The sequence below is a fragment of the Pseudomonas huaxiensis genome (genome assembly GCF_003231275.1).
Classification (GTDB): Bacteria; Pseudomonadota; Gammaproteobacteria; order Pseudomonadales; family Pseudomonadaceae; genus Aquipseudomonas; species Aquipseudomonas huaxiensis.
The window spans coordinates 14046-37690 of record NZ_QKVL01000036.1; the positions used below are offsets into that span (position 1 = coordinate 14046).

The window sequence follows — 23645 nt, forward strand, 5'->3', positions numbered from 1 at the left end:
CTCCTCAGCAGTCCAGTGGGTTGCGCTTGTCCGGGTCGATGCCGAACTTGACGATGGCGTCGGCCACCACCTTGGGTTCGATCTCGCCACGGTCAGCCAGGGCTTCCAGTGCAGCCAGCACAACGAAGTTGCGGTCGACTTCGAAGAAGTGACGCAGTTTCTTGCGGCTGTCGCTGCGGCCGTAGCCATCAGTACCCAGGACTTTGAACTCTTTGCTCGGTACCCACTGACGAATCTGCTCGGCGAACAGCTTCATGTAGTCGGTGGACGCGATGACCGGACCTTTACGGCCGCTCAGGCATTCTTCGACGTAGGTGACCTGTGGTTTCTGACCTGGCTTGAGACGGTTGCTGCGCTCTACGGCCAGACCGTCGCGACGCAGTTCGTTGAAGCTGGTAACGCTCCATACGTCAGCGCCGATGTTGAACTCTTCACGCAGGATCTTCGCCGCTTCACGGACTTCGCGCAGGATGGTGCCAGAGCCCAGCAGTTGAACGTGATGCGCCGCGTCGCGGGTATCTTCTTCAAGCAGGTACATACCCTTGATGATGCCTTCCTCGACACCGGCCGGAATGGCTGGCTGGGTGTAGGCTTCGTTCATCACGGTGATGTAGTAGAAGACGTCCTGTTGCTCTTCGGTCATCTTCTTCATGCCGTCCTGGATGATCACCGCCAGCTCGTAGCCGTAGGTCGGATCATAGGTGCGGCAGTTCGGGATGGTCGCGGCCAGCATGTGGCTATGACCGTCTTCGTGCTGCAGGCCTTCACCGTTGAGGGTGGTACGGCCGGCGGTACCGCCGATCAGGAAGCCACGGGTGCGGCTGTCGCCGGCTGCCCATGCCAGGTCACCGATACGCTGGAAGCCGAACATCGAGTAGAAGATGTAGAACGGCAGCATCGGCTGGTTGTGGGTGCTGTACGAAGTACCGGCAGCGATGAAGGAGGACATGGCGCCCGCTTCGTTGATGCCTTCTTCGAGGATCTGGCCCTTCTTGTCCTCGCGGTAGAACATCACCTGGTCTTTATCGACTGGCTCGTAGAGCTGGCCGACGGACGAGTAGATGCCCAGTTGGCGGAACATGCCTTCCATACCGAAGGTACGGGCTTCGTCCGGGATGATCGGAACGATGCGCTGACCGATTTCCTTGTCCTTGACCAGTTGCGCGAGGATCCGCACGAAGGCCATGGTGGTGGAAATTTCGCGGTCGCCCGAACCGTCCAGGATCGCCTTCAGGGTTTCCAGTGGCGGAGTCGGGATGCTGATGCTCTTGGCGCGACGCTGAGGCACGAAGCCACCCAGTGCGGAGCGACGCTCGGCCAGGTAACGGGCTTCGGCGCTGCCTTCTTCAGGTTTGAAGAACGGCAGGTTTTCCAGGTCTTCGTCCTTGACCGGGATGTCGAAGCGGTCACGGAAGTGACGCAGGCTGTCGACGTCGACCTTCTTGGTGTTGTGCGCGGTGTTCTTGGCTTCGCCGGCACCGGTACCGTAACCCTTGATGGTCTTGGCCAGGATGACGGTAGGCTGGTCTTTGTGGTTGACCGCCTGATGGTAGGCCGCATAGACCTTGTACGGGTCGTGACCACCACGGTTGAGCTTCCAGATTTCGTCGTCGGACAGGTCAGCGACCATGGCCTTGAGTTCTGGAGTGTTGAAGAAGTGCTCACGGACGAACGCGCCGTCCTTGGCCTTGTAGTTCTGGTACTCGCCGTCGATGACTTCGTCCATGCGGCGCTGCAGGATACCGTCGGTGTCCTTGGCCAGCAGTGGGTCCCAGAAACGGCCCCAGACGACTTTGTTGACGTTCCAGCCACCGCCACGGAACACGCCTTCGAGTTCCTGGATGATCTTGCCGTTGCCGCGAACCGGGCCGTCGAGGCGCTGCAGGTTGCAGTTGATGACGAAGATCAGGTTGTCCAGCTTCTCGCGGCCAGCCAGGGAGATTGCGCCCAGGGATTCCGGCTCGTCGCACTCGCCGTCGCCCATGTAGCACCAGACTTTCTGCTTGCCGGCAGGGATGTAGCCGCGGGCTTCCAGGTACTTCATGAAGCGCGCCTGGTAGATCGCCTGGATCGGACCCAGACCCATGGAAACGGTCGGGAACTGCCAGAAATCAGGCATCAGCCATGGGTGCGGGTAGGACGACAGACCGTTGCCATCGACTTCCTGACGGAAGTTGTTCATCTGGTCTTCGCTGATGCGGCCTTCCATGAAGGCGCGAGCGTAGACGCCAGGCGAGGCGTGGCCCTGGAAGAAGATCAGGTCGCCGCCGTGCTCTTCGGTCGGAGCCTGGAAGAAGTAGTTGAAGCCGATGTCATACAGCGTGGCGCTGGAAGCGAAGCTGGAGATGTGGCCACCCAGATCCGAGTCTTTCAGGTTGGTGCGCATTACCATCGCCAAGGCGTTCCAGCGTACCAGCGAGCGAATGCGGCGTTCCATGAACAGGTCGCCAGGCATGCGTGCTTCGTGGGTAACTGGAATGGTGTTGCGGTATGGCGTGGTGATTGCGTACGGGAGCTGCGAACCGCTACGGGTTGCCAGCTCGCCCATACGGGTCATCAGGTAGTGAGCGCGGTCTTCGCCTTCTTTGTCGAGAACCGACTCCAAGGCGTCCAGCCATTCCTGGGTTTCGACGGGATCGAGGTCTTGCATGGCTTGCTCCAGGGCGGAAAGGCTACCAGAATCGGTTGCCTGAAGTTTGCGACTGGCCTTTTGGGCAGACGACATGAATTCTTGGATTACCGGAGGTAGTCCCGGCGGCGTGTAGTTTTACTACAAATCGTTCGTCATTACATGCCTTCAACTGAAAAAAGCAGTAGTAAAACTACATTTGTCTTATCAGCCGAAAGCATTCGGCTTGTGAGAAAAAACGATACCGGCGACGAAAAACCGGTTGAGAAAAGGCTTGCCGTGATGGTTTCTGCCAATAAATACGCAATTGCCGCTATTTCAAACTTTTGTACGACAGTCATACCCGGGGCGTACGACTTCTGCCCCGCCACTGCCTGCGTTTTCCCGCCGATCAAGGATAGACCATGAGCCTGCCGTCGCTGGTCGAACTGCCCGAAACCCTCAAACACCTGTCTATCAGCAACGAACAGGCGCTGCGCAGCGCCGTGGCCGCTCATGAAGGCCTGAGCCTGGACAGTTGGACCACCGAACGCTGGGCCGGGTTCGCCCGGGTCGCTGCGGCCAGCGAATTCGTCCTCGAACACAGCCAGCGCGACCCGGCCATGCTCCTCGACCTCGCCGCCAGCGGCGAGCTTGATCGCCCCTTCGCCCCCGGCGAGCTGTGTGCGCAACTGGCCGCCGCCGCCCAGGCCGCGACCAGCGAAGATGAACTGGCGCGCACCCTGCGCCGCCAGCGCACCCGTCATCAGGTGCGGATCATCTGGCGCGACCTGACCCGCCAGGCCGATCTGGTCCAGACCTGCCGCGACCTGTCCGACATGGCCGACGCCGCCATCGATCAGGCCTATCAGTGGCTGTACCCGCGCCTGTGCCAGCAATTCGGCACGCCCACCGGCCACCGCAGCGGCCAGCCGCAACAGATGGTGGTGTTGGGCATGGGCAAGCTGGGCGCGGTGGAGCTGAACCTGTCCTCCGACATCGACCTGATCTTCGCCTACCCCGAGGGCGGCGAGACCGAGGGCGTGAAGCGCTCGCTGGATAACCAGGAGTTCTTCACCCGCCTCGGCCAGCGCCTGATCAAGGCACTGGACCCGATCACCGTCGACGGCTTCGTGTTCCGCGTCGACATGCGCCTGCGGCCCTACGGTTCGTCCGGCGCGCTGGTGCTCAGCTTCAATGCGCTGGAGCAGTACTACCAGGACCAGGGCCGCGACTGGGAACGCTACGCGATGATCAAGGCGCGGGTGGTGGCGGGCGATCAGGTCGCCGGCAACCAGTTGCAAGAAATGCTGCGGCCCTTCGTCTATAGGCGTTACCTGGACTTCTCGGCAATCGAAGCGCTGCGCACCATGAAGCAGTTGATCCAGCAGGAAGTCCGGCGCAAGGGGATGTCCGAGAACATCAAGCTGGGGGCCGGCGGCATCCGCGAGGTGGAGTTCATCGCCCAGGCTTTCCAGTTGATCCACGGCGGCCGCGACCTGAGCCTGCAACAGCGTCCGCTGCTCAAGGTGCTGGCGACCCTCGAAGGCCAGGGTTACCTGCCGCCGGCGGTGGTGAGCGAGTTGCGCGACGGTTACGAATTCCTGCGTTATACCGAGCACGCCATCCAGGCCATCGCCGACCGCCAGACCCAGATGCTGCCCGACGGCGACCTGGACCGCGCACGCATCGCGTTCATGCTCGGTTTCCCTGACTGGGACGCCTTCCACGCCCAACTGATGCACTGGCGCGGGCGTATCGACTGGCATTTCCGCCAGGTCATTGCCGACCCGGACGACGAAGACGGCGAAGGCGAAGTGGTGGTCGGCGGCGAATGGCTGCCGCTCTGGGAAGAAGCCCAGGACGAAGAGGCCGCCTGCCGCCAGTTGCAGGACGCCGGGTTCCGCGACGCCGCCAAGGCCCTGAAACAACTTGCCGGCCTGCGCGCCAGCCCCAACCTGCGCTCCATGCAGCGCCTGAGCCGCGAGCGGCTGGACTCCTTTATTCCGCGCCTGCTCGCCCAGGCGGTTGAGCATGACGACCCGGACCTGGTGCTGGAACGGGTATTGCCCCTGGTGGAAGCCGTGGCGCGGCGCTCGGCCTATCTGGTGCTGCTCACCGAGAACCCCGGCGCCCTGCGCCGCCTGCTGACCCTGTGCGCGGCCAGCCCGTGGATCGCCGAGCAGATTGCCCGATTCCCGCTGCTGCTGGACGAACTGCTTAATGAAGGCCGCCTGTTCAGCCCGCCCAAGGCACCGGAACTGGCCGCCGAACTGCGCGAGCGCCTGACCCGCATTCCCGAGGACGACCTCGAACAACAGATGGAAGCGCTGCGGCACTTCAAGCTGGCCCACAGCCTGCGCGTCGCCGCCTCGGAAATCGCCGGCAACCTGCCATTGATGAAAGTCAGCGACTACCTGACCTGGCTGGCCGAAGCCATCCTCAATCAAGTGCTGGCCCTGGCCTGGCGCCAGACCGTCGCCCGCCACGGCCGGCCCCAGCGCAGCGACGGCAGCCCGTGCGATCCGGGCTTCATCATCGTCGGCTACGGCAAGATGGGCGGCCTTGAACTGGGCCATGGTTCGGACCTGGACCTGGTGTTCATCCACGACGGCGACCCGCAGGCGGAAACCGACGGCGACAAGCCAATCGACAGCGCGCAGTTCTTCACCCGCCTGGGCCAGCGCATCATTCACCTGCTGACCACCCAGACCAACTCCGGGCAACTGTACGACGTCGACATGCGCCTGCGGCCGTCCGGAGCCTCGGGCTTGCTGGTCAGCTCGGTCGGCGCCTTCGAGCGCTACCAGCAGAACGAAGCCTGGACCTGGGAACACCAGGCCCTGGTCCGCGCCCGCGTACTGGTGGGCTGCCCGCAAGTGGGTGCGGCCTTCGAAGACGTGCGGGCGCGGGTGCTGGGCAAGCAGCGCGACCTGGCCGGGCTGCGTACCGAAGTCAGCGAGATGCGCGCCAAGATGCGCGACAACCTGGGGACCAAATCCACCGCCGCCGGCACCGCGGCCAATGCCTATGACCCCGGCGTTCCCTTCGATATCAAGCAGGATGCCGGTGGTATCGTGGATATTGAATTTATGGTGCAATACGCCGCGCTCGCCTGGTCCCACAGCCATCCCGCCTTGCTGCGCTACACCGACAACATCCGCATTCTCGAAGGCCTCGAGGAAGCCGGGCTGATGCCCGCCAGCGATGCGGTGCTGCTGCGCGAGGTATACAAGGCGTTCCGCTCGGCAGCCCACCGCCAGGCCTTGCAGAAACAGGCCGGGGTGATCGACGCGGGGCAATTCGTCAATGAACGCCAGGAAGTACGGCGGATCTGGGGCGAACTGGGACTCAGTTGAACAGGCAGATCCGGCTGGCAGGAGGCCAGCCCCGGATCAGTGGCGTACACTGATGGACCGAGCCTGAATATAAAGAAGGGAGGCCAGGCTGTTAAAACAGACTGATGCCTCCCTGATCGTTTCTGGAATTTGCATGAGAATTTTGATAATCGGGCCCAGTTGGGTGGGCGACATGGTGATGGCGCAAACGCTGTTCCAGGTCCTGAAGCAGCGTCACGCCGATTGCGTGATCGATGTGCTGGCCCCCGAATGGAGCCGGCCGATCCTCGAGCGCATGCCCGAAGTCCGCCAGGCCTTGAGCTTCCCGCTCGGCCACGGCGCACTGGAACTGGCTACGCGCCGGCGCATCGGCAAATCCCTGGTCGGCCAGTACGATCAGGCGATCCTGCTGCCCAACTCGCTGAAGTCGGCGCTGGTGCCGTTCTTCGCCGGCATCCCGCAGCGCACCGGCTGGCGCGGCGAATTCCGCTATGGCCTGCTCAATGACGTGCGGCGCCTGGACAAGGCCCGCTACCCGTTGATGATCGAGCGCTTCATGGCCCTCGCCTTCCCCGACGGCAGCGACCTGCCGAAACCTTATCCACGTCCGAGCCTGAGCATCGAGGCCGCCAGCCGCGATGCCGCGCTGGCCAAGTTCGGCCTGGAGCTGGACCGTCCGGTGCTGGCGCTGTGTCCGGGTGCCGAGTTCGGCGAAGCCAAGAAGTGGCCGGCGGAGCACTACGCCAAGGTCGCCGAACTGAAGGTCCGCGAGGGCTGGCAGGTCTGGCTGTTCGGTTCGAAGAACGATCACCCGGTGGGTGAGCAGATCCGCGACCGGTTGATTCCGGGCTTGCGTGAAGAATCCTTCAACCTCGCTGGCGAAACCTCGCTGGCCGAGGCTATCGACCTGCTCTCCTGCGCCGACGCCGTGGTCTCCAACGACTCCGGCCTGATGCACGTCGCCGCGGCGCTGAACCGTCCGCTGGTGGCGGTCTACGGTTCCACATCCCCCGGCTTCACGCCACCGCTGGCCGATCAGGTCGAAGTGGTGCGCCTGGGCCTGGAATGCAGCCCCTGTTTCGACCGGACCTGCCGCTTCGGCCATTACAACTGCCTGCGCCAGTTGGAGCCCGACGCGGTGTCCGCGGCGCTGCAGCGGCTCGACGGCCCGTCGCTGGTCGACGTCAGTGCAGAGGTCGATTAAGTGCGGGTCCTGCTGATCAAGACATCCTCCCTGGGCGACGTGATCCACGCCCTGCCGGCGCTCACCGACGCGGCCCACGCCATCCCCGGCATCACCTTCGACTGGGTGGTGGAAGAAGGCTTCGCCGAGATTCCCACCTGGCACCCGGCGGTGGACCAGGTGATTCCGGTGGCCATCCGCCGCTGGCGCAAGAACCTCTGGCAAACCTTCAAGAGCGGCGAGTGGCGCCAGTTCAAGAAGCGTATTCGCGAGCGCAAGTACGACCTGGTGATCGACGCTCAAGGGCTGGTCAAGAGCGCCTGGCTGACCCGTTACGTGAAGAAGACGCCAGTGGCCGGCCTGGACCGCTATTCGGCGCGGGAAGGTTTTTCCAGCCGCTTCTATGACCGCCGTCTGTCGGTTGCCACCGGCCAGCACGCCGTTGAACGGGTGCGCCAGTTGTTCGCCCTCGCCCTGGGCTACGACCTGCCCGAAGGCATCGGTGACTACGGCCTGGACCGCAGCCGCCTGGAGCAAGTAGGCGTCGCGCCTTACGTGGTGTTCCTGCACGGCACCACCTGGGACACCAAGCACTGGCCCGAGTTGTACTGGCGCCAACTGGCCGAGCGGCTGGGCCGCGCCGGCCTGCAAATCTGCCTGCCGTGGGGCAACCCGGCGGAGAAGGCCCGCGCCGAGCGTATCGCCCAGGGCTTGAAGAACGCCCAGGTACTGCCCAAATTGAACCTTGTCGGGGTGGGTCGTGTGCTGGCCTCGGCCAAGGCCTGCGTGGCGGTCGATACCGGCCTTGGCCACCTCGCGGCGGCGCTGGACGTGCCGACCCTGTCGCTGTTCGGCCCGACCAACCCGGGCCTGACCGGGGCCTACGGGAAATCCCAGGTCCATGTCGCCAGCGACTTCCCTTGCGCACCCTGCCTGCGCAAGAAGTGCACCTACAAGCCGAGCGCCGAAGAACAGCGCCGGTTCGATCTCAAACGTGAGTGGCCGCTGTGCTTCACTCGCCTGAATCCCGAACGTGTGGCACGCCAGTTGGGCGAGCTGCTGCGGGTTGAGGATGTTCGTTGATGCAACTGGCTTTCGTGCTCTACAAGTATTTCCCCTTCGGTGGCCTGCAGCGTGACTTCATGCGCATCGCCCTGGAGTGCCAGCAGCGCGGGCATCAGATCCGCGTCTACACCCTGATCTGGGAAGGCGACGTGCCGCCCGGCTTCGAGGTGCTGGTGGCGCCGGTCAAGGCGCTGTTCAACCATCGGCGCAACGAGAAACTCAGCGCCTGGATGGAAGCGGACCTGGCCAAGCGCCCGGTAGACCGCCTGATCGGTTTCAACAAGATGCCCGGCCTGGACGTCTACTACGCCGCCGACGGCTGTTTCGAAGACAAGGCCCAGACCCTGCGCGGCAGCCTGTACCGGCGCTGGGGCCGCTACCGGCACTTCGCCGAATACGAGCGCGCGGTGTTCGACAAGAACGCTCGCACCGAAATCCTGATGATTTCCGAAGTCCAGCAGCCGCTGTTCGTGAAGCACTACGGCACCCAGGCCGAGCGCTTCCACTTGCTGCCGCCGGGCATTTCCCAGGACCGCCGGGCCCCGGCCAACGCCGCCGAAATCCGCGCCGAGTTTCGCCGCGAATTCGACCTGAAAGACGACGAACTGCTGCTGGTGCAGATCGGTTCCGGCTTCAAGACCAAGGGTGTGGACCGCAGCCTCAAGGCCCTCGCCGCCCTGCCCTCGGCCCTGCGCAAGCGCACCCGGCTGATGGTCATCGGCCAGGACGATCCCAAGGTGTTCCAGTTGCAGAGCACCGCCCTGGGCCTCAATGACCAGGTGCAGTTCCTCAAGGGCCGCAGCGACATCCCGCGTTTCCTGCTCGGCGCCGACCTGCTGATCCACCCCGCCTATAACGAGAACACCGGCACGGTGCTGCTCGAAGCGCTGGTGGCCGGCTTGCCGGTGCTGGTCACGGCCGTTTGCGGCTACGCCCACTACATCGCCGAGGCCGACAGCGGCCTGGTGCTCGACGAGCCTTTCGAACAGGAGCAGCTCAACAGCTACCTGCAACGTGTGCTCGAAGACGACGCCGCCCGTGCCGACTGGAGCCGCAACGGCCTGGCCTTCGCCGACACCGCCGATCTGTACAGCATGCCGCAGCATGCCGCCGACGTGATCCTCGCGCAGGAGCGCGCATGAAACTTGTACTGAACGAGACCTTCAAACGGCTCTGGGCCGGACGCGACGCCTTCGACGCCGTCGAGGCGCTGCAAGGCGAGGTCTACCGCGAGCTGGAAGGTCGCCGCACCCTGCGTACCGAAATCGAGGGCCGTGGCTACTTCGTCAAGATCCACCGTGGCATCGGCTGGGGCGAGATCGTCAAGAACCTGCTCACCGCCAAGCTCCCGGTGCTCGGTGCCGGCCAGGAATGGAAAGCCATCCAGCGCCTGCACGAAGTGGGCGTACCGACCATGACCGCCGTGGCCTACGGCGAGCGCGGCAGCAACCCGGCGACCCAGCATTCGTTCATCGTCACCGAGGAACTGGCGCCCACCGTCAGCCTGGAAGACTTCAGCATCGACTGGGTCAAGCAGCCGCCGGAGCCGCGCCTGAAACGCGCGCTGATCGCCGAGGTGGCGAAGATGACCGGCGGCATGCACCGTGCCGGGGTCAACCACCGTGACTGCTATATCTGCCACTTTCTGCTGCACACCGATCGCCCGGTGACGGCGGATGATTTCAAACTGTCGGTCATCGACCTGCACCGCGCCCAGACCCGGGCGACAATCACCCGCCGCTGGCGCGACAAAGACCTCGCTGCCCTGTATTTCTCGGCGCTGGACATCGGCCTGACACGGCGCGACAAATTGCGCTTCCTGCGCGGCTATTTCCAGCAGCCGCTGCGGCAGATCCTCGCCGAACATGCCGGCCTGCTGGCGTGGCTGGACGGCAAGGCACAGAAGCTCTACGAGCGTAAGCAACGGTATGGGGACGCGCTCTGATGGCGGGTTGGACACTGGAGCCGAAATATTCGGCCCTGGCGCATGATTTCGGCAGTATCGAAGCGGTGTTCGCCCTTCAGGGCGAGCGCCTGACCCGCGACCCGCTGAGCGAAGTGATTCGCGTGCAGCGTGACGGGGTCAACTATTACGTCAAACGCTACACCGGCGCCGGCAAGGGCCTGCGCCGCTACCTGGGGCGGCCGCGCATCAAGGCCGAGTGGCAGAACCTCAAGCAGTTCGCCAAATGGCAGATACCCACCGCGGAAGTGGTCGCCTGCGGCCTGGAGCGCAACGGCCTGAGCTTCGGCCGCGGCGCGATGATCACCCGCGAGCTGCCACGCACCGAAGACCTCTCGGTGCTCGCCGAACGCAATGACCCGCGCCTGGCCGACCGCCGCTGGGTCGACAACATCAGCCAGCAACTGGCCCGCCACACGCGGATCATGCATGACCACCACTTCACCCATAACGACCTGAAGTGGCGCAACCTGCTGGTGGATGACCAGGGCACGCTATTCTTCATCGACTGCCCCACAGGCGACTTCTGGTGGGGCTTCATGCTGCGCTACCGGATCACCAAAGACCTGGCGTGCCTGGACAAAGTGGCCAAATACCACCTGTCGGCGACCCAGCGCCTGCGTTTCTACCTGCAGTACCGCAACCGCAACCGGTTGAATGCATCGGACAAGAAACGCGTCCGGCATATCGTGAAGTTTTTCGAGGGACGCGAATGAGTGATTTCCTGGCCAGTGCCGACACGGCGCTGCTCGAACGTCATGGACTGAACGGCTTCGACCCGCTCTGGGCACTGCAACTGGACGCCGTGGACGAGCCCAACACCGGCCGCGGCGGCTGGAGCAGCGTGTTCCGCCTGGAGCTGGAGGGCAAGGGCTACTACCTCAAGCGCCAGAGCGATTACCTGACCCACACGCTGCACAGCCCGTTCGGCGAACCGACCTTCGCCCGCGAATTCCGCAATATCAGCCGCTACCAGAAGCTGCACATCCCGGCCCTGCAGGCGGTGTACTACGGCGAGCGCAAGGTGAACGGCGAACGCCGGGCGATCCTCATGACCCGCGCGCTGGACGACTGGAACGACCTCGACAGCCTGCTCGGCCAGTGGCCGCAACTGCCGCTCCCGCAGCGCCAGGGCATCCTCCGCGCCTGCGGCCAGTTGGCCCGCACGCTGCACGCCGCCCGCCAGGTGCACGGCTGCTTCTACCCCAAGCACATCTTCCTGCGCGAACGCGGCGAGGGGTGGCAGGCGCAACTGATCGACCTGGAAAAAACCCGCCCGCTGCTGTTCGGCCAGCGTGACCGAATCAAAGACCTGGAGCCGCTGCTGCGCCGCGCGCCGGTGTGGAGCGAGGCCGACATCCGCCTGTTGCTGTCGGCTTACCTGGATCAACCGGGCGACAGCCCATTGGTACATACCTGGCTGCAACGCCTGGTGCGTCGTCGTCGTCACAAAGAGGCCCGCTGATGCGTTTGTCCGAACTCAAGGATGCCGGGCGCAGCCCGCAACTGCCGTTGAGCATCACCTTAGCCGATGCCGCTGGCAGCGCCGAACTGCAACTGCTCACCCTGCTACGCGTACTGCCGGGGCAGCGTTATGTCGGTGCTGGCGTGTGGCGCGGCAAGCCGGTGCTGGCCAAGCTGCTGGTAGGCGGCAATGCCGCCCGCCACTTCCAGCGCGAGCTGTCTGGCGTGCGCCTGCTGGCGGACAACGGCGTGACCACCCCGCTGCTGCTTGCAGATGGTCTGCGTGAAGGTGAAGGCGGCTGGCTGCTGTTCGAATACCTCGAAGGGTCCACCAGCCTCGGCGACGCCTGGGCCGACGTCGAAGGGCAAACGCCGCTGAGCGACGAGCAAAGCCTGGTCCTCGGCGAAGCCCTGGCCGCCGTGGCGCACCTGCACGCCAAAGGGCTCTGGCAGGACGACCTGCACCTCGACAACCTGCTGCGCTACAACGGCCAACTGCACGTTATCGACGGCGGCGGCATCAAGGCGCAAACCCCGGGCCAGCCGCTGTCGCGCGAGCAGGTGCTACAGAACCTCGGCGTGTTCTTCGCCCAGTTGCCCAAGCGCCTGGAACCGTTCATCGAAGAACTGCTGGTGCATTACCTGCTGGCCAACAGCGAGCACGCCCTGCCGCTGGAAGCCCTGCAAAAACAGATCGACAAGGTGCGCCACTGGCGTCTGAAAGACTACCTGGACAAAGCCGGCCGCGACTGCACGCTGTTCAGCGTCGAATGCGGCGCCTCCGGCCTGCGCGCCATCGTCCGTGGTGAGCAGGCGGCGATGCTGCCGGTGCTTGACAACGCCGACACGCTGATCGACGCGGGCCACCTGTACAAGACCGGCGGCGCGGCCAGCGTGGCGCGGGTCGAAGTGCAAGGTCGGCCGCTGGTGATCAAGCGCTACAACATCAAAGACACCGCCCACTGGTTCAAGCGCTTCTGGCGCCCGAGCCGGGCCTGGCATTCGTGGATCGAAGGGCACCGCCTGGAATTCCTTGGTTTCGCCACGCCCAAGCCGCTGGCGGTGCTGGAAACCCGCTGGCTGGGGCTTCGGGGCAAGGCGTATCTGGTGACCGAGTTGCTCGACGGCCCGGACCTGATGACCGCCTTCGCGCCTTATGTGGAAAGCGGCGACGTGCCGGACGAGCAGTTGGATGCGCTGCAACGGCTGCTGGCGCAACTGATTCACGAACGCATCAGCCACGGCGACCTGAAAGCCTACAACCTGTTCTGGAAAGACGGTGACTGGGCGCTGATCGACCTGGATGCGATGAGCCAACACGTGACCCAGATGAGCTTCGCCCCGGCCTTCGCCAAGGACCGCGCGCGGTTGCTACGCAACTGGCCGGTGGAGAGTGCGCTGTACAAGCGGCTGGATGAGTGTTTGCCGAAGCTACCGATCTGATGGACGGCTCAGGACATTGTAGGAGCGGCTTTAGCCGCGAACGGGCGCGAAGCGGCCGTAAAACCTGCCTCCTCAGTGTGTCAGGCAAATCAGGGGCTTCGGATTACGACGGCTTCGCCGCCGATCGCGGCTAAAGCCGCTCCTACAGGTTTGGCGGTGACGTACTCAAAGAAGAAGGGGCCAATCACGGCCCCTTCTTCATTTTCGCTTACGCCGCACTGAACATCTTGTGCGGATCGATCACAAACTTCTTCGGCACGCCGGCATCGAACTCGCCGTAGCCTTCCGGCGCCTGGTCGAGGCTGATGACCTGCACGCCCACCACTTCGGCGATGTTGATGCGGTCCCACATGATGGCCTGCATCAGCGCACGGTTGTATTTCATCACCGGGGTCTGGCCGGTATGGAAGCTGTGGGATTTGGCCCAGCCCAGACCAAAGCGGATGCTCAGGCTGCCGATCTTCGCCGCAGCGTCAATCGCGCCCGGGTCTTCAGTTACGTACAGGCCGGGAATACCGATCTTGCCCGCCACGCGAACAACCTGCATCAACGAGTTGAGCACGGTCGCCGGCGCTTCCGCCTTGGCGCCGGCATGACCGTGACCGCGGGCTTCGAAGCCCACTGCATCCACCGCGCAATCCACTTCTGGCTCGCCGAGGATGTCGACAATCTGTTCGTGCAACGGGGTGTCCTTGGACAAATCGACGACTTCGAAGCCTTGAGCCTTGGCATGCACCAGACGCACCGGGTTGACGTCACCGACGATCACCACCGCCGCACCCAGCAAGCGCGCCGATGCGGCAGCCGCGAGGCCCACCGGACCGGCACCGGCCACGTACACCGTGCTGCCTGGGCCAACGCCCGCAGTGACCGCGCCGTGGTAGCCGGTCGGCAGAATGTCGGAGAGGCAGGTCAGGTCACGAATCTTCTCCATGGCCTTGTCGCGATCGGGCAGTTTCAGCAGGTTGAAGTCGGCGTAAGGCACCAGCACATACTCGGCCTGGCCACCGGTCCAGTCACCCATGTCGACGTAGCCGTAGGCGCCACCGGCACGGGCCGGGTTGACGGTCAGGCAGACGCCGGTGTGTTGTTCTTTGCAGGAACGGCAGCGGCCGCAGGCCACGTTGAACGGGACGGAGACCAGATCGCCGATCTTCAGGTTCTCGACGTCACTGCCCTTCTCGACCACCTGGCCGGTGATTTCATGGCCCAGGACCAGACCGACCTGGGCAGTGGTGCGACCGCGAACCATGTGCTGGTCGGAGCCGCAGATATTGGTGGAGACCACTTTGAGGATGACGCCGTGTTCGATCTTGCGACCGCGCGGGTCTTGCATTTTCGGGTAGTCGATTTTCTGCACCTCGACCTTTCCGGAGCCGAGATACACCACTCCACGATTGCCAGACATGCTCTTACCTCGCTTGATTTGTAGTTATACAGCGTTGGTTGCAGCGCCACCGTCCATGGGCGGCATGTGTTACTGGAATGGGGGAATTGTGGGCCCGGTTGGCGCAAATGCAGGGGCTGGATGCGACAGCGAGTTATCTGTGGGCGGCAGGTTTTTTGTCGGTTTCAGAAATGCAAATCGCGACGGTTCGGCGCCCCGACAAGCTCGCTCCTACAAGGCAATGGTGACCCTGTAGGAGCGAGCTTGTCGGGGCGCCGAACCGTCGCGATGAGGCCCGTTTAAAGAACGACTGTTCTGTTGGCGTTCAGAAACACCCGCCGCTCAATGTGATAACCAACCGCCCGCGCCAGAGTCAGGCACTCGATATCCCGCCCCTTGGCAATCAGGTCTTCGGGGTAATGGCTGTGATCCACCACCTCTACCCCTTGGGCGATGATCGGGCCTTCGTCGAGGTCGTTATTGATGTAGTGCGCAGTGGCACCAACCATCTTCACGCCCTTGTTGTAGGCCTGGTGATACGGCTTGGCGCCCTTGAAGCCGGGCAGCAGCGAGTGGTGGATGTTGATCGCCCAGCCATCCAGGCGCCGGCACAGCTCCGGCGACAGCACCTGCATGTAACGGGCGAGGATCACCAGCTCGGCGCCGGACTCTTCGATCACCTGCACCACCTTGCGCTCCTGCGCCGGCTTGTCATGGGGATCGAGCGGAAAGTGGTGGTACGGAATGTGGTGCCACTCGGCCAGCGGTTCCAGGTCCGGGTGGTTGGAAATCACCGCGACCACGTCCATCGACAACTGTCCGATGCGTTGGCGATAAAGCAGGTCGTTCAGGCAGTGGTCGGCCTTGGAGACCATGATCACCACCTTGGGTCGATGGTTCGGCGCGGTCAGTTCGAACAGCATGCCGAATGCCTCGCCGCGCTCGGCGAGGCCGGCGCGAAAGCCCGCCTCGTCGAAGTCGTCGGGCTGGCGGAACTCCACGCGGATGAAGAAGCGTCCGGAGAGCCGGTCATCGAACGAGTGGTGCTCGGTGACGTAGCAGCGCTGCTCATAGAGGAAGCGGGTAACCGCATCCACCGTGCCGAGCAGGCTCGGGCAGTCGGCGGTGAGGATCCAGGTGTCCGGGGCACGGCTCATGACGACTCTCCTGTGCGGGGCTCAGGCCTGGATGGCCAGGCCGTATTCGGCGGAAGCGTCCTGCAACCACAGCCACCAGTAGTCGGAGAAGCTGCGACGGATCAGCAGTTCCCAGGTTTCCTCGCCGGTACGGCGGATCACCAACTGCGACTTGGCGAAGACAGTGCCGACTGCCTTGCCTACCGGGAAGTTATTGGGGTGCACATCGTAGCTGGTGGACTTCATCAGCACGTCGCGCACGTTAGGACCGCTCAGCTCCAGCAGGGTCTGGCCGCCGCTGACGTTGACGATCTGGATGTGCTGGTCAGCCAGCGCTTCGCGCAGGGCGTTTTCCACCGGAACTTCCTGGCCGCCGGGAACGATCAGCAGCCACTCGTCCGGACCGAGCCATTGCAGCGACATCTCGCCGTTGGCGACCACGGTCAGGGCGACCGGCAGTTCCAGGCCGATGGCCTTGAACACGCCGCCAGCGAAGGCCGGGTCGTGGCCGTTGCCACGCAGGGTCAGGTGACCGAGGAATTGTTTCTCGCGCAGGGTCACCCCGGCGTTCTTGCGACCCTTGCCGACCAGGCTGGACAGGTCGGCGTGGTGCAGCGGCGACTCGGCCTTGGCGTCGTTGCCGGGGCGTTGCTCGTAGACGTTGATGGCGCTCATCTTTTTATACCTGCCTGAATTCTGGAAACCGGTTTGGGGCTGCTGTGCAGCCCATCGCGAGCAAGCTCGCTCCTACAGAGGAACGAGCCGCTCTTGTAGGAGCGAGCTTGCTCGCGAAGCCTCAAACGTTCTGCCGCTCACCCTTCGGATCGAAGAACACCGAGGAGCAGATTTCCGCCTCGATCACGCTGCCATCCGCCTGGGGCGAATACACCCGTTCGCCGATGCGCTTGAGGCCACCCTTGACCACACCCATGGCGAAGGAATAACCCAGCGAGTTGGCGGCGTAGCTGGAGGTGACGTGACCAACCATCGCCACCGGGATCGACTGTTTCGGGTCGAACACCAGTTGCGCGCCTTCCGGCAGCCATTTGGTCGGGTCGACCGGCTTGAGGCCCACCAGTTGCTTGCGGTTCTCGCGCACGCAGTCTTCGCGGTTCATGCCACGCAGGCCGATCCACGAGAACGGCTTGTTGCGGCCCACGCACCAGCTCATGTTGAGGTCGTCCGGGGTCATCGAGCCGTCAGTATCCTGGCCGACGATGATGAAGCCCTTCTCGGCCCGCAGGACGTGCATGGTCTCGGTGCCATACGGGGTCAGGTTGTACTTTTTGCCGGCCTCGACGATTTTTTCCAGGACGCCCATGGCGTAGTTGGCCTGGATGTTCACTTCGTACGACAGCTCGCCGGTGAAGGAAATACGGAACACCCGCGCCGGCACGCCGCCGACCTGGCCTTCCTTCCAGCTCATGAACGGGAAGGCGTCCTTGTCCAGGTCGATGTCGCTGACCTCGGCCAGCAGCTTGCGGCTGTTCGGCCCGGACAGGGTCAGGGTCGCCCAGTGGTCGGTGACCGAAGTGAAGTACACCTTCAGGTCTGGCCATTCGGTCTGCTGGTAGATCTCCAGCCATTGCAGCACGCGGGCCGCGCCGCCGGTGGTGGTGGTCATGATGAAGTGGTTGTCGCCGACGCAGGCGGTCACGCCGTCGTCGAAGACCATGCCGTCTTCCTTGCACATCAGGCCGTAGCGGGCCTTGCCCACGTCGAGCTTGGTCCAGGCGTTGGTGTAGATGCGATTGAGGAACTCGCGGGCATCCGGGCCCTGGATGTCGATCTTGCCCAGGGTCGAGGCGTCCAGCAGGCCCACGCTGTCGCGCACGGCCTTGCATTCACGGGCGACGGCAGCGTGGATGTCTTCGCCGGCACGCGGGAAGTACCACGGCCGTTTCCACTGGCCGACGTCTTCGAACTCGGCGCCGTTCTTCACATGCCAGGCATGCAGCGCGGTGAAGCGCACAGGCTCGAACAGGTGACCGCAATGCCGGCCCGCCACGGCGCCGAAGGTGATCGGCGTGTAGTTGGGGCGGAACATGGTGGTGCCCATTTCCGGGATGCCGATGCCCAGCGAACGGGCGGCGATGGCCAGGCCGTTGACGTTGCCCAGCTTGCCCTGGTCGGTACCGAAGCCCAGCGCGGTGTAGCGCTTGACGTGCTCGACCGACTCGAAGCCTTCGCGGGTCGCCAGTTCAATGGCGGCGGCGGTAACGTCGTTCTGCTGGTCGACGAATTGCTTCGGCGCCCGCGCGGTGTTCTTGTCATGCGGCACCTGGAACAGTGCCAGGGTCGCTTCTTCCTGGCGGACCAGGGCTTTGGGCAGGGTTGCCGTGCCAGCCTTGAAGCCGGCTTCGGTCACGGCGCGGGCGCCGCCTGCGAAACCGTCGGCCAGGGCATCACCAAGGGCGAACACGCCGTTGATGCCGCCCACGCACACGCGCTTCTGCGGCGCTTCGCCCGGCACGAAGCCGAGGATGTCTTCGCGCCAGATCGGCTTGCCGCCCAGGTGCGAGGCCAGGTGAACCACCGGGCTGTAGCCGCCGGACGTGGCAACCAGATCGCAATCCAGCCATTCGCCGGGGCTGGTGACTTTGTGCGCTTTGACGTCGATGGCCGCGACCCGCGCACCGGTGACGCGCTTGCTGCCACGGGACTCGACCACGGCGCTGGAGGTCAGGATGCGGATGCCTTTGGCACGGGCTTCTTCCACCAGCGAGCCACGCGGGTTGTGCCGCGCATCGGCAACGGCGACCACTTGCAGGCCGGCGTCGTGCCAGTCGAGGGCAACGCGGTAGGCGTGATCGTTGTTGGTCGACAGCACCAGCTTGCGGCCCGGCGCTACGCCGTAGCGACGCACGTAGGTGGAGACGGCACCGGCGAGCATGTTGCCCGGCACGTCGTTGTTGCCGTAAACCAGCGGACGCTCGTGAGCGCCGGTCGCCAGTACCACGCGCTTGGCGCGGACGCGGTGCATACGCTGGCGGACCTGGCCGATCGGCGCACGGTCACCGAGGTGATCGGTGAGGCGTTCGTGGATCGTCAGGAAGTTGTGGTCGTGGTAGCCGTTGACCGTGGAGCGTGGCAGCAGGGTGACTTCCGGCAGGCTCTTCAGCTCGGCGACCACTGCGGCGACCCAATCGGTCGCCGGTTTGCCGTCGAGGCTTTCGCGGCTGTCCAGCAGGCTGCCGCCGAATTCTTCCTGTTCATCGGCGAGGATCACCCGCGCCCCGCTGCGCGCAGCAGCGAGGGCTGCGGCCAGGCCGGCAGGGCCGGCGCCCACCACCAGCACGTCGCAGTGCTGGTTCATGTAGTCGTAGGTGTCCGGGTCGTTCTGCAGCGGCGCGCGGCCAAGGCCGGCGGCTTTACGGATGTACTTCTCGTAGGTCATCCAGAACGACTGCGGGTACATGAACGTCTTGTAGTAGAAGCCCGGCGGCATCAGCTTGCCGCCGACCTTGCCGAGAATCCCCATGACGTCGTTGTTCACGCTCGGCCAGCCGTTGGTGCTGGTCGCGACCAGGCCGGCATACAGCGCCTGCTGGGTAGCACGCACGTTGGGGATCTGGGTGGCTTCGCTGGCGCCGATCTGCAGGATGGCGTTCGGCTCTTCGGAGCCGGCCGCGATGATCCCGCGGGGACGCGAATACTTGAAGCTGCGCCCGATGATATCGACACCGTTGGCCAGCAGCGCGGCGGCCAGGCTGTCGCCGGCATAGCCCTGGTAGGTCTGGCCGTTGAAGGTGAAGCTCAACACGGTGCTGCGGTCGATGCGACCGCCGCTGGAAAGGCGATAAACCTGGCTCATACCTTTTCTCCCTGGCCGTTGGCGACCAACTGCGGGGCGGTGCCTTTACCGGTGACCTGTGGCTTGCTGCCGATCTTGTAGGTTTCCAGGATCTCGTAGGTCACGGTGTCGCGCGTGGCGTTGAAGTACTGGCGGCAGCCGGCGGCGTGGATCCACAACTCGTGGTGCAGGCCGCGCGGGTTGTCGCGGAAGAACATGTAGTCGCCCCACTGTTCGTCAGTGCAGGCGTTCGGGTCCAGCGGACGCGGGATGTGAGCCTGGCCGGCCGCGTGGAATTCTTCCTCGGAGCGCAGTTCGCCGCAGTGTGGACAGAAGATGTGCAACATGATGATTTCTCCTGTTAGTGGGCGACGGCGGCTGCGCCGTGTTCGTCGATCAGGGCGCCGTTGTGGAAACGGTCGATGGAAAACGGTTTGGCCAGCGGGTGCATTTCGCCCTTGGCCAGGCTCGCGGCGAAGACGTTGCCCGAACCCGGGGTCGCCTTGAAGCCGCCGGTGCCCCAACCGCAGTTGAAGAACATGTTCTTGACCGGGGTCTTGGAGATGATCGGGCAGGCGTCGGGGGTGGTGTCGACGATGCCGCCCCACTGGCGGTTCATGCGCACGCGGGAGAGGATCGGGAACATCTCGACGATCGCCTGCAGGGTGTGTTCGATGACCGGGTACGAGCCGCGCTGGCCGTAGCCGACCCAGCCGTCGATACCGGCGCCGATGACCAGGTCGCCCTTGTCCGACTGGCTGATGTAGCCGTGCACGGCGTTGGACATGATCACGCTGTCGATGATCGGCTTGATCGGCTCGGACACCAGCGCTTGCAGCGGATGCGATTCGACCGGCAGGCGGAAGCCGGCCAGGCCCGCCATGTGCCCGGAGTTACCGGCGGTGACCACACCAACGCGCTTGGCGCCGATAAAGCCCTTGTTGGTTTCGACACCGATGACGGCGCCGTTTTCCTTGCGGAAACCGATGACCTCGGTCTGCTGGATCAGGTCCACGCCCAGGGCGTCGGCGGCACGGGCGAAGCCCCAGGCCACGGCGTCGTGACGGGCCACGCCGCCGCGCCGTTGCACAGTGGCGCCGATGATCGGATAGCGGGTGTTCTTGGTGCAGTCGAGGTACGGAATCTCGTCGCTCACCTGCTTGGCGTTGAGCAGCTCGCCGTCCACGCCGTTGAGGCGGTTGGCGCTGACCCGACGTTCGGAGTCACGCATGTCCTGCAGGGTGTGGCACAAGTTGTAGACGCCGCGCTGGGAGAACATCACGTTGTAGTTGATGTCCTGCGACAGGCCTTCCCAGAGTTTCATCGCGTGCTCGTAGAGGTGCGCCGATTCATCCCACAGGTAGTTGGAGCGGACGATGGTGGTGTTGCGGGCGGTGTTGCCGCCGCCCAGCCAGCCCTTTTCGACCACTGCGACGTTGGTGATGCCGTGTTCCTTGGCCAGGTAGTAGGCCGTGGCCAGGCCGTGGCCGCCACCGCCGACGATGACCACGTCATAGACCTTTTTCGGGGTCGGCGTGCGCCACATGCGCTGCCAGTTTTCGTGGTGGCTGAGGGAGTGTTTGAAGAGGCCGAAGCCCGAATAGCGTTGCATGGTCTGTTACTCCACTCAGCGGTAAACCGGGAAGTCCGCACACAGTGCCGACACGTTGCGCGCCACATCGGCTTCCACATCGGCGTCGCCGAGGTTGTCGAGGATGTCGCAGATCCAGCCAGCCAGTTCCACACACTGGGCGACCTTGAAGCCGCGCGTGGTGACGGCCGGGGTGCCGATACGCAGGCCCGAGGTCACGAACGGCGATTGCGGGTCGTTCGGCACGGCGTTCTTGTTGACGGTGATATGGGCGCGGCCAAGGGCGGCATCGGCCTCTTTGCCGGTCAGGCCCTGACGGATCAGGCTGACCAGGAACAGGTGGTTGTCGGTACCGCCGGACACTACATCGTAGCCACGCTTGATGAACACGCCAGCCATGGCCTGGGCGTTATCGATAACCTGCTGCTGGTAGGTCTTGAAGCCGGGCTCCTGCGCTTCCTTGAAGCACACGGCCTTGCCGGCGATGACGTGCATCAGCGGGCCGCCTTGCGCGCCGGGGAAGACCGCGGCGTTGAGCTTTTTCTCGATCTCTTCGTTGGCCTTGGCCAGGATCAGGCCGCCACGCGGACCGCGCAGGGTCTTGTGGGTGGTGGTGGTGACCACGTCGGCGAACGGCAGCGGGTTCGGGTACAGGCCGGCGGCAACCAGGCCGGCGACGTGGGCCATGTCGACGAACAGCAGCGCACCGACCTTGTCGGCGATGGCGCGGAAGCGCGGGAAATCGAGGGTCTTGGAATAAGCGGAGAAGCCGGCAACGATCATCTTCGGCTTGTGCTCGACGGCCAGGCGCTCGACTTCGTCGTAATCGATCAGGCCGGTGTTGGTGTCGATGCCGTATTGAACGGCGTTGTACAGCTTGCCCGAGGACGACACTTTGGCGCCGTGGGTCAGGTGACCGCCGTGGGCCAGGCTCATGCCGAGGATGGTGTCGCCGGCTTGCAGCAGGGCGAGATAGACGGCGCTGTTGGCGGAAGAGCCGGAGTGCGGCTGGACGTTCGCGTAGTCGGCACCGAACAGTTGCTTGGCGCGCTCGATGGCCAGCGCCTCGACCTTGTCGACGTGTTCGCAGCCGCCGTAGTAGCGCTTGCCAGGATAGCCTTCGGCGTACTTGTTGGTCAGGCCGCTGCCCTGGGCCTGCATCACCCGCTTGCTGGTGTAGTTTTCGGAAGCGATCAGCTCGATGTGATCTTCCTGACGTTGCTCTTCGGCATTCATCGCCGCCAGCAGTGCATCGTCATAACCTTGAATCTGGTCTTGCTTGCTGAACATCGCATCTCTCCCGGCAGCGGCATAGGTCTTGTAGGCGGGCGCCGTGGCATTGACGGCATCCTTTGCAGCGATGGTATGGCCGGGCCCCGCAGGCCAGATGCCTGCGCACGCCACGGAAAGGTGCGTTTACGACATTGTTTTGTCTTGTTTGCGATAGTCGGTGGGTTGGGGGCCTCATCGCTGGCAAGCCAGCTCCCACAGGTGTGGTGCATGCAGTCCTTGTGGGAGCTGGCTTGCCAGCGATGAGGCCCCAAAAACGACACAAGAATCAGGTTGTATAGGCAACTGCTTAATCGATGCATTAGAGTGCTCCCCTGCCTCGCTCACAGGACTCGCGCCATGACAGAACAAAGCCAACAATTCGCCAGCGACAACTATTCCGGCATCTGCCCCGAGGCCTGGGCCGCCATGGAAAAGGCCAATCACGGCCATGAACGCGCCTACGGCGACGACCAGTGGACGGCCCGCGCCTCCGACCATTTCCGCCAGTTGTTCGAAACCGACTGCGAGGTGTTCTTCGCCTTCAACGGCACCGCGGCCAACTCGCTGGCGCTGTCGTCGTTGTGCCAGAGCTACCACAGCGTGATCTGCTCCGAGACCGCCCACGTCGAGACCGACGAATGCGGCGCGCCGGAGTTCTTCTCCAACGGATCCAAACTGCTCACCGCCCGTAGCGAGAACGGCAAGCTGACCCCGGAATCGATCCGCGAAGTCGCGCTCAAGCGCCAGGACATCCACTACCCCAAGCCGCGCGTGGTCACCATCACCCAGGCCACCGAAGTCGGCAGCGTGTACCGCCCCGAAGAACTCAAGGCGATCAGCGAAACCTGCAAGGAACTGGGCCTGAACCTGCACATGGACGGCGCGCGCTTCACCAACGCCTGCGCCTTCCTCGGCTGCTCGCCGGCCGAGCTGACCTGGAAAGCCGGGATCGACGTGCTGTGCTTCGGCGGCACCAAGAACGGCATGGCGGTCGGTGAGGCGATCCTGTTCTTCAACCACAAGCTGGCCGAAGACTTCGACTACCGCTGCAAACAGGCCGGGCAACTGGCGTCGAAAATGCGCTTCCTGTCGGCGCCGTGGGTCGGCCTGCTGGAGAACGGCGCCTGGCTGCGCCACGGCACCCATGCCAACCACTGCGCGCAGTTGCTCAGCAGCCTGGTGGCGGACGTGCCGGGGGTTGAACTGATGTTCCCGGTGGAAGCCAACGGCGTATTCCTGCAGATGCCGGAGCCGGCACTGGAAAAGCTGCGTAATAAAGGCTGGCGGTTCTACACCTTCATCGGCAGCGGCGGGGCGCGATTCATGTGTTCCTGGGATACCGAAGAGGCGCGGGTGCGGGAGTTGGCGGCGGATATTCGGGCGGTGATGGGCGTCTGATCAT

At 64.1% G+C, this 23645-nt stretch carries 17 protein-coding genes; 9 read left to right on the forward strand and 8 right to left on the reverse strand.

Annotated elements, in window-relative coordinates; all coding sequences use genetic code 11:
* Positions 1 to 4 precede the first annotated feature (4 nt).
* Complete coding sequence (gene aceE / locus DM374_RS25965) at positions 5 to 2650, reverse strand: pyruvate dehydrogenase (acetyl-transferring), homodimeric type (protein WP_095156217.1); 2646 nt, start codon at positions 2648 to 2650, stop codon at positions 5 to 7.
* 383 nt (positions 2651 to 3033) lie between these two features.
* On the opposite strand from aceE, the gene glnE reads away from it, so the two are divergent.
* The 8 genes from glnE to DM374_RS26005 all read left to right on the forward strand — a co-directional run bounded on the left by glnE (position 3034) and on the right by DM374_RS26005 (position 13064).
* On the forward strand, positions 3034 to 5967 hold the full coding sequence (gene glnE, locus DM374_RS25970; protein WP_110972448.1) for a bifunctional [glutamate--ammonia ligase]-adenylyl-L-tyrosine phosphorylase/[glutamate--ammonia-ligase] adenylyltransferase: 2934 nt from the start codon (positions 3034 to 3036) through the stop codon (positions 5965 to 5967).
* Positions 5968 to 6100: 133 nt separating this feature from the next.
* Entirely contained in the window at positions 6101 to 7150 is a 1050-nt protein-coding gene (gene waaF / locus DM374_RS25975; RefSeq protein WP_110972449.1) for a lipopolysaccharide heptosyltransferase II, read from the forward strand.
* Entirely contained in the window at positions 7151 to 8212 is a 1062-nt protein-coding gene (gene waaC / locus DM374_RS25980; RefSeq protein ID WP_110972450.1) for a lipopolysaccharide heptosyltransferase I, read from the forward strand. It begins immediately after the preceding gene.
* Entirely contained in the window at positions 8212 to 9336 is a 1125-nt protein-coding gene (locus DM374_RS25985; RefSeq protein WP_110972451.1) for a glycosyltransferase family 4 protein, read from the forward strand. Before waaC ends, DM374_RS25985 begins: the two co-directional genes overlap by 1 nt.
* Positions 9333 to 10139: a lipopolysaccharide core heptose(I) kinase RfaP gene (gene rfaP / locus DM374_RS25990; protein WP_110972452.1), complete on the forward strand. Its 807-nt coding sequence runs from the start codon at positions 9333 to 9335 to the stop codon at positions 10137 to 10139. The genes DM374_RS25985 and rfaP overlap by 4 nt, the downstream gene beginning before the upstream one ends.
* Complete coding sequence (locus tag DM374_RS25995) at positions 10139 to 10873, forward strand: lipopolysaccharide kinase InaA family protein (protein ID WP_110972453.1); 735 nt, start codon at positions 10139 to 10141, stop codon at positions 10871 to 10873. Before rfaP ends, DM374_RS25995 begins: the two co-directional genes overlap by 1 nt.
* Complete coding sequence (locus DM374_RS26000; RefSeq protein ID WP_110972454.1) at positions 10870 to 11622, forward strand: lipopolysaccharide kinase InaA family protein; 753 nt, start codon at positions 10870 to 10872, stop codon at positions 11620 to 11622. The genes DM374_RS25995 and DM374_RS26000 overlap by 4 nt, the downstream gene beginning before the upstream one ends.
* Positions 11622 to 13064 carry a lipopolysaccharide kinase InaA family protein gene (locus DM374_RS26005; RefSeq protein WP_110972455.1) on the forward strand — a complete coding sequence of 481 codons (1443 nt, stop codon included), beginning with the start codon at positions 11622 to 11624 and terminating at the stop codon, positions 13062 to 13064. The genes DM374_RS26000 and DM374_RS26005 overlap by 1 nt, the downstream gene beginning before the upstream one ends.
* A gap of 208 nt (positions 13065 to 13272) precedes the next feature.
* On the opposite strand, the gene fdhA is transcribed toward DM374_RS26005, so the two are convergent.
* From fdhA to glyA, 7 genes are all read right to left on the reverse strand, one after another.
* The gene (gene fdhA / locus DM374_RS26010; RefSeq protein ID WP_095156226.1) at positions 13273 to 14472 is read right to left on the reverse strand and encodes a formaldehyde dehydrogenase, glutathione-independent; all 1200 of its coding nucleotides are present in this window, start codon (positions 14470 to 14472) and stop codon (positions 13273 to 13275) included.
* Positions 14473 to 14750: 278 nt separating this feature from the next.
* Positions 14751 to 15608, reverse strand: coding sequence for a formyltetrahydrofolate deformylase (gene purU, locus DM374_RS26015; protein WP_110972456.1), 858 nt, complete (start codon positions 15606 to 15608; stop codon positions 14751 to 14753).
* 21 nt (positions 15609 to 15629) lie between these two features.
* Complete coding sequence (locus tag DM374_RS26020) at positions 15630 to 16262, reverse strand: sarcosine oxidase subunit gamma (protein WP_110972457.1); 633 nt, start codon at positions 16260 to 16262, stop codon at positions 15630 to 15632.
* A 121-nt stretch (positions 16263 to 16383) separates the two neighbouring features.
* On the reverse strand, positions 16384 to 19401 hold the full coding sequence (locus DM374_RS26025; RefSeq protein ID WP_110972458.1) for a sarcosine oxidase subunit alpha: 3018 nt from the start codon (positions 19399 to 19401) through the stop codon (positions 16384 to 16386).
* Positions 19398 to 19727 (reverse strand): sarcosine oxidase subunit delta, encoded by a 330-nt coding sequence (locus DM374_RS26030; RefSeq protein ID WP_095156230.1) that lies wholly within the window; start codon positions 19725 to 19727, stop codon positions 19398 to 19400. Before DM374_RS26030 ends, DM374_RS26025 begins: the two co-directional genes overlap by 4 nt.
* Before the next feature lie 14 nt (positions 19728 to 19741).
* Positions 19742 to 20992, reverse strand: a complete 1251-nt coding sequence (locus DM374_RS26035; RefSeq protein WP_110972459.1) for a sarcosine oxidase subunit beta family protein — start codon at positions 20990 to 20992, stop codon at positions 19742 to 19744.
* 15 nt (positions 20993 to 21007) lie between these two features.
* Positions 21008 to 22261: a serine hydroxymethyltransferase gene (glyA, locus tag DM374_RS26040; RefSeq protein WP_110972460.1), complete on the reverse strand. Its 1254-nt coding sequence runs from the start codon at positions 22259 to 22261 to the stop codon at positions 21008 to 21010.
* Positions 22262 to 22600: 339 nt separating this feature from the next.
* Between glyA and DM374_RS26045 the strand changes: the two genes are divergently transcribed.
* The gene (locus DM374_RS26045) at positions 22601 to 23641 is read left to right on the forward strand and encodes a threonine aldolase family protein (RefSeq protein WP_110972461.1); all 1041 of its coding nucleotides are present in this window, start codon (positions 22601 to 22603) and stop codon (positions 23639 to 23641) included.
* Positions 23642 to 23645 lie beyond the last annotated feature (4 nt).